This is a genomic window from Micromonospora sp. 4G55 (genome assembly GCF_016803375.1).
Window position 1 is genome coordinate 1 of record NZ_JAEVHN010000368.1, and the last position, 6,205, is coordinate 6,205.

Sequence of the window (6,205 nt, forward strand, 5' to 3'; positions counted from 1 at the left end):
TCGCGCACGTGCGCGCGCTCGCCGTGCTGGCGCCGGGATGGCCGAGGGGGCACGGCTGGGCGCGTACCCGGGGAGGTGATGCTCGCGGTCCACCGGGGCGGCCGTCGACGCGGAGGTCGAGTCGACGCTCGACGCGGCCGTCGCGTTCGCCCTGGCCAGCCCCGAGCCCGACCCGGCCGGCGCGCTGGACCACCTGTACGCCAGTGGGCTGACCGCCCGGACGGGAGGTGGCTGATGCCACGGCTGTCCTACCGCAAGGCGCTGACCCGGGCGCTCGCCGACGAACTGGCCCGCGACGAGGCGGTGTTCCTGCTCGGCGAGGACATCCGGGTGGCCGCGTCGAACGTCACCGCCGGCCTGCTCAAGCGGTTCGGGCCGGAGCGGGTCCTGGACACGCCCCTGTCCGAGCAGGCGTTCACCAGCTTCGCCACCGGCGCGGCGCTGGCCGGGCTGCGCCCGGTGGTGGAGTTCCAGATCCCGTCGCTGCTGTTCCTGGTCTTCGAGCAGATCGTCAACCACGCGCACAAGTTCCCGCTGATGACCGGCGGGCAGTGCGCCGCCCCGGTCACCTACCTGGTGCCCGGCTCCGGCTCCCGGACGGGCTGGGCGGGGCAGCACTCCGACCACCCGTACTCGCTCTTCGCCCACGTCGGGATCGTCACCGCGGTGCCGGCCACCCCGACCGACGCGTACGGGCTGCTGGTCTCGGCGATCCGGCACGACGACCCGGTGGTGGTCTTCGCCCCGGCCGGCGCGCTGGACGTCCGCGAGGACGTCGACTTCGCCACCCTCGCCCCGGTGCCGTTGGGCCGGGGCGTGGTGCGCCGGGCCGGCGACGACGTGACCGTGGTCGCCGTCGGGCACCTGGTGCACGACGCGCTCGCGGTCGCCGGGGAGCTGGCCGACCAGGTCTCGGTCGAGGTCTTCGACCCGCGCACGCTCTACCCGTTCGACCTCGACGGGCTGGTCGACTCGGTGACCCGGACCGGGCGGCTGGTGGTGCTCGACGACTCCAACCGGTCCTGCGGCATCGCCGGGGAGATCATCGCCAGTGTCGTGGAACGGGTGCCGCTGGCCGCCCCGCCCCGGCGGGTCACCCGCCCGGACGGCGCGGTGCTGCCCTTCGCGCCCGCGCTGGACCGGGCCGTACAGCCCGGCCGGGCGGCCCTCACCGCCGCCATCCACCACGTGACCAAGGACGGATCATGATCGATGTGAACTACCCGTGGCCGGCGGCCGGCCGGGCGTGGACCGACCTGCCGGAGGCGGCCCGCCGGGCGATGGTCGCCGCCGGGGCGCAGGAGTGGGAGCGGATCTTCCACGGCCGGGCGACGTACAACAAGCAGTGGCGGCTGGCCCGGCCGACGGTGCTGACGGCCGACTCCTTCCGCGAGCTGAACGAGGTCTGCGACCGGATCGCCCAGCTCATCCTGGACGCCTGCCGGCGTCGTGCCCGTACGGCGGGGGAGCTGCGGCGGCTGCTCGGCGTGCCGGCGGGGGAGACCCGGCTGCTCGACGAGGACGAGCCGCTGACCGAGGCGCTGCTGGCCGCGTACCGGCCGGACGTGCTGCTCTCCGGCGGGGAGCCGCGGATCGTCGAGTACAACATCGACAGCAGCCTCGGCGGCGGCTTCGACGCCGACACGGTGATCCAGCGGTTCGCCCAGCTCTACCGGGAGCGCGGCCTGCTCGACGGCGTGCCGGCGCGGCCGGCACCGTCCCTGCTGGACCAGCGGTTCGTGGCGATCCGCGACGAGCTGGGCCTTGCCGACGGGGCCCGGGTGGCGCTGCTGATGGACTTCGACGCCGAGTACCCGGGGCTGGACGACCCGGAGACGTTCATCCGGATCCTCTCGCCCCTGGCGGACCAGGCCCGGCGCTTCGGCATCGACCTGGTCATCGCCCCGGTCGCCACCGCCACCCTGGACGCCGACCGGCGGCTGGTGGTGGGCGGCGCGCCGGTGGACGCGCTGTTCCGGCTCTTCGTGCCCAACCGGGTCACGCCGAGCGCGGGGCTGGAGGCGGTGGCGGGGGCGCTTGCCGCCGGCACCCTGCCGATGTTCGTCAGCGCCGCCGCCTGGCTGCTCGGCAACAAGGTCAACTTCGCCTGGCTCTACGAGGACCTGGACCAGCTCCCCGCCGACGACCAGGCCCTGATCCGCCGGTACGTGCCGCACACGGTGGTGCTGACCGAGGCCGAGCTGGACCGGGCGCTGGCCGAGCAGGCGGAGCTGGTGGCCAAGCCGGCCGACGGCTCGGCGGGCCACGACGTGCTGATCGGCCCGGAGCTGAGCGCGGCGGCCTGGGCCGACGGGGTGCGGGCGGCCGTGGCGCGGGGCGGCAACATCCTGCAGCGGTACATGCCGGCCGACCGGGTGGCGATGGACTTCGTGCAGATCGAGACCGGGGAGGTGGTCACCGCCGAGGTGCCGTACAGCATCGCCCCGTACCTGTTCGGCCGCACCGGCTCCGGCGCGCTGGCCCGGGTCGGCTACCCCGGCTGCGAGGGGGTGCTCAACCTCGCCCGGGGCGTCCTGATGACCGGCATCCTGCTCACCGACTGAGCCGGCCGAGGATCGCCTGTCGTCTCCGGCGGGACCGGTCGGGGCCGGCGTCGGGAGACGACAGACGATCCCGGGTCACGGCCGGGATGCGCCTCGGGCGGCGAGGTGGGCGCCGAGCCGGCGTACCGTCTCCGCCGCCGCGATGGCGTCGCTGCGGGCGCTGCCGTGCCGGCCGTCGCTGCTGTACAGCGACGCGTCCGCGCCGGCCGGGTGGTCGGTGAGATGCACGTGCACCGTGCCCAGCCGCGCGGCGAGCCGCCCCGTGTGCGCGGAGAGCAGGCGCATCCGCTGGCCGAGTCCGGGCCGGACCTGCTCCGGGACGGCCGGGCTGTGCGAGACGTCGAACATGCCGACGGTGACCACGTCCGCCCCGGCCTCCCGCAGCGCACCGATCATCGCGGCCAGCTCGACGTCGACCGCGTCCGGGTCGAAGGCCGGCCGGAACGCGTCGTTGCCGCCGCAGACCAGCAGCGCCAGGTCGGGATCGAAGGCCAGGGCCGCGTCCAGCTGCGCCGCGCGCACCTCGTGCGCCCGCAGCCCCCGCCGGCCCAGGTTGAGGTACGCCAGCCCGGGGCGGGCCGCGCGCAGCTCGGCGGCGATCCGGTCCGCCCACTGCACCGGCGGGTACCCGTCGACCGGCTCGCACATCCCCTCGGCGACGCTGTCGCCCAGCACCACGAACCGGCGCCACGGATGCCCGGCGAGCAGCGCGGCGCTCTCTCCCTCGCGCAGGCAGTACGGATCGGTCGCTTCGGTCAGCGTCGATGGCATGGCCGGCAGGCTAGCCGACCCGGGCGGCGGGCGTCGACACCCGTCCTTCAGCCGGTCAAGGAGGCCCTGAGCAAGTACGGCGTCGCCGTCTTCTGACCCCGGCCCAGGTGGCCTCCCCGGAGCGCGATACCGGGGAGCCACCTCACGTTGCGGACCGGCGTCGTCTGCGGCGTCGGCTGCGGGCCCGGTTGCCCAGCTGCGGCGGCCCGGTCGGGCCGTGCCGCTGCCGTTCCAGGCGCCGGCGGGCCCGCTTCGACAGGTTCTCATCCGGGTCGCCGGGACGGAACACCCCCCAGACGACCCACCCGGCCATACTCAGGAACGCGAGTCCGCCGCCGCCGGCGGTGAGCGGCACCAGGCTCGGGATCCAGGCCTCGTCGGAGCGCCGATCGACGACCCGTGCCGAGACTGGCGCCGTGGGACGTTCCTCCAGGTACGGCTCGATCGTCACCTCGGCGATGCGGAACGCCCCGCCGTCGGCCACGAACTCCCCGGCGCAGGTCCACCCCTCGTTCTTCCCCTCGAACGGGACACACCGGGTGACCCGCACCTGGCCTGGCGACCCGGTGTACTCGGCGAGGGTGGCGGCCACCCCCTGCGCGAGCAGCAGCAGGCCGAGCACCCCGAGGAACGCGGCGAAGCCGCCGACCATGAGGATCAACTGCCAGCCGACCCCGCCGCTGGACCAGCGCCCAGGTGGTGCCGGTGGTTCCGCCCCGTCACGTCCCATGCCAGGGATGGTAGGAGCGTCGGTCCACGCATTCCCGTGGCGTACCGGCCGGGTGGCCGCGCCCGGCGCTAACCTCGCCGTGGAGGTGAGGCCGGGTGGTGCAGGTGGCGGTCTGCGGCCCGGCGTCGGCGACGCCGGCCGAGCTGGCCCACGCCCGCCGGGTGGGGGAGTTGCTCGCGGGGCGCGGCGCGACCGTCCTCTGCGGAGGTGGCGGCGGGGTAATGGCCGCGGTCGCCGCCGGCGCCGGGCCCACCACGGCCTGGGTCATCGCGGTACGCCCCGACGACGGCACCGCCCCCGGCCCGGTCGCCGACGCCTCGGCGACGCTGCTGACCAACCTGGGGCAGGCCCGCAACGCCGTCCTGGTGTGGAGCGCCGACGCGGTGATCGCGGTGGGCGGCTCCTGGGGCACCCTCAGCGAGGTGGCGCTGGCGATGCGCCGGGGCGGGTGCCGGTGGTGGTCGCTCGGCGGCTGGCGGGTGCTGGACGCCACCGGAGTGGCCGGTGTCCGGCCCGCGCCACGTCGAGACGCCGGAGGAGGCGGTCGGTGTGGCGCTGGCGGACCGGCCGGGCTCCGCTCCGGCGCGCCGGGCGTAGCTTCCTCTCACGCGCCCGGCGCCTGACCTCGCCCCGTCCTGCCAGCACCGGCCCCGCCTCGGCCGGCGACGCAGCGACCCGGCAGGCGCGGGAGGCGGGAGTGATCAAGGGTTGACAGCTCAAGCCGGCTGCGGCAACCTTGCAGCCGACCACGCGATCGGCGTGGGCGCTCTGCATGAGGGAATGACGCCTGTGATCCGGGTAGGCCGAGCGGCCGCCTGAGTGTCGACCACGCGACGAATTAGCGTCGCGCGGCTCTGTCACGGTGAGCGGTCCAACGATTCCTCCACCCATCGCAGCTTCTCCCATGCATTGAGGTTCACGTTGATCATGGATGCCCGCATCCAGCAGTCCGTCGTCGCCAACCTGTCCAGCCGACCCGCGCCCGTCGAAGTGGGGCCGTTCGTGATCGGGGTGGATCCGACAACGACCAGTCCCCACATCAACTACGCGACGCCGCGTCCCGGTACCGCCATCACCGCGGCCGACGTCACCGCCCTGGTCGCCGCCTTCCGTGCGGCTGGTCGCAGACCCCGCCTGGAGTACATCGTCAGTTGCGCCCCCGGCCTGGAAGCACTGCTGATCGCCGCCGGCTTCGTCGTGGAAGCCCGGCACACCTACCTCCTCTGTGTGCCCGGCACATTGCAGACCCCACCCACGCCAGACCACCTCGAGCTGCGCGAACCGGGCACCGATTCCCAGCGCGCCGCGCTGATCAGCGCGCAGAACGAAGCCTTCGGCGGCGACCGGGTGGCCTCCGCGGCTGATGTGGCTCGGCTCCGGCGCCTGCAGGCCGCCGGCGGCGTGACCGTCATGGCCGCCACCGACGACGGCACCTGTGCGGGAGGTGGCGGAGCGGTCCCGCCCACCGGCGCGGTCAGCGAGGTCGCGGGCATCGCCGTTCGTTCGCCTTACCGCCGCCAGGGGCTGGCGGGCGCCATCACCGCCGCCATCACCCGGCGGCTGTTCACCACCGGCGTGGAGATTGCCTGGCTGGAGGCCTCCGGCGAGAAATCGTGGCGGGTGTATGAGCGCGTCGGCTACCGACCCGCCGGTCAACGGCTCTACATCGCCATGGACTGAGGTCCGACAGGGGACCCGGGCTGAGGTCCACCGACCGAGGCCCGGGCCACCCGGCGTCTGCTGATCTTGCAGGCGATACCTCACCCGCCGGCTCGGCGGATGAGGAAGACTGCCGGCATGGCTGATCTGGACGATGCGAAGACTGCGCTGCACCACTACCTTCAGTCGATCCGCGACGACCTGATCTGGAAGCTCGACGGGCTGAGCGAACGCGAGGCCAGACTGCCCCGCACCGCGACCGGCAACAACCTGCTGGGAGTACTCAAGCACTGCCTCAACGTCGAAGCCGGCTACTTCGGGCCCACCTTCGGGCGCGAATTCCCGACGCCTGAGGAGCTGGTCCCCATGCAGGCGTTCGAGGAGGACCCGCAGGCAGACTGGTACGCGCGCGAGGACGAGACGAAGGATGGGCTGATTGACCTGTATCGCCGTGTCGGAGTGTTCGCGGATCAGACGATCG

Annotated in this window: 7 protein-coding genes and 1 pseudogene; 6 read left to right on the forward strand and 2 right to left on the reverse strand. The window is 74.0% G+C overall.

All coding sequences use genetic code 11. The features are described from left to right. The 3 genes and pseudogenes from JNW89_RS39000 to JNW89_RS24540 form a co-directional block, all read left to right on the forward strand. Positions 1–235, forward strand: a pseudogene (locus JNW89_RS39000) (thiamine pyrophosphate-dependent dehydrogenase E1 component subunit alpha); the annotation flags it as partial. Further along, positions 235–1,209 carry an alpha-ketoacid dehydrogenase subunit beta gene (locus JNW89_RS24535; protein ID WP_238449660.1) on the forward strand — a complete coding sequence of 325 codons (975 nt, stop codon included), beginning with the start codon at positions 235–237 and terminating at the stop codon, positions 1,207–1,209. The pseudogene JNW89_RS39000 and the gene JNW89_RS24535, both read left to right, overlap by 1 nt. Continuing rightward, entirely contained in the window at positions 1,206–2,564 is a 1,359-nt protein-coding gene (locus tag JNW89_RS24540; protein ID WP_238449659.1) for a hypothetical protein, read from the forward strand. Before JNW89_RS24535 ends, JNW89_RS24540 begins: the two co-directional genes overlap by 4 nt. Positions 2,565–2,639: 75 nt before the next feature. On the opposite strand, the gene JNW89_RS24545 is transcribed toward JNW89_RS24540, so the two are convergent. Next, positions 2,640–3,335, reverse strand: coding sequence for an SGNH/GDSL hydrolase family protein (locus tag JNW89_RS24545; protein ID WP_238449658.1), 696 nt, complete (start codon positions 3,333–3,335; stop codon positions 2,640–2,642). A gap of 142 nt (positions 3,336–3,477) precedes the next feature. Next, entirely contained in the window at positions 3,478–4,065 is a 588-nt protein-coding gene (locus tag JNW89_RS24550; protein WP_238449657.1) for a hypothetical protein, read from the reverse strand. Positions 4,066–4,160: 95 nt separating this feature from the next. On the opposite strand from JNW89_RS24550, the gene JNW89_RS24555 reads away from it, so the two are divergent. From JNW89_RS24555 to JNW89_RS24565, 3 genes are all read left to right on the forward strand, one after another. Continuing rightward, a complete protein-coding gene (locus JNW89_RS24555; RefSeq protein ID WP_238450667.1) occupies positions 4,161–4,688 on the forward strand; it encodes a hypothetical protein in 528 nt (175 codons plus the stop codon). A gap of 304 nt (positions 4,689–4,992) precedes the next feature. Then, positions 4,993–5,745 carry a GNAT family N-acetyltransferase gene (locus JNW89_RS24560; RefSeq protein ID WP_238450668.1) on the forward strand — a complete coding sequence of 251 codons (753 nt, stop codon included), beginning with the start codon at positions 4,993–4,995 and terminating at the stop codon, positions 5,743–5,745. A 117-nt stretch (positions 5,746–5,862) separates the two neighbouring features. After that, on the forward strand, positions 5,863–6,205 hold a 343-nt coding region (locus JNW89_RS24565), incomplete at its 3' end, for a DUF664 domain-containing protein (protein ID WP_238450669.1).

Bases quoted from the DNA above. Each gene is read 5' to 3' on its own strand.
- JNW89_RS24550 (WP_238449657.1), bottom strand. From the start codon at position 4,065: ATGGGACGTGACGGGGCGGAACCACCGGCACCACCTGGGCGCTGGTCC.
- JNW89_RS24545 (WP_238449658.1), bottom strand. From the start codon at position 3,335: ATGCCATCGACGCTGACCGAAGCGACCGATCCGTACTGCCTGCGCGAG.
- JNW89_RS24540 (WP_238449659.1), top strand. From the start codon at position 1,206: ATGATCGATGTGAACTACCCGTGGCCGGCGGCCGGCCGGGCGTGGACC.
- JNW89_RS24535 (WP_238449660.1), top strand. From the start codon at position 235: ATGCCACGGCTGTCCTACCGCAAGGCGCTGACCCGGGCGCTCGCCGAC.
- JNW89_RS24560 (WP_238450668.1), top strand. From the start codon at position 4,993: ATGGATGCCCGCATCCAGCAGTCCGTCGTCGCCAACCTGTCCAGCCGA.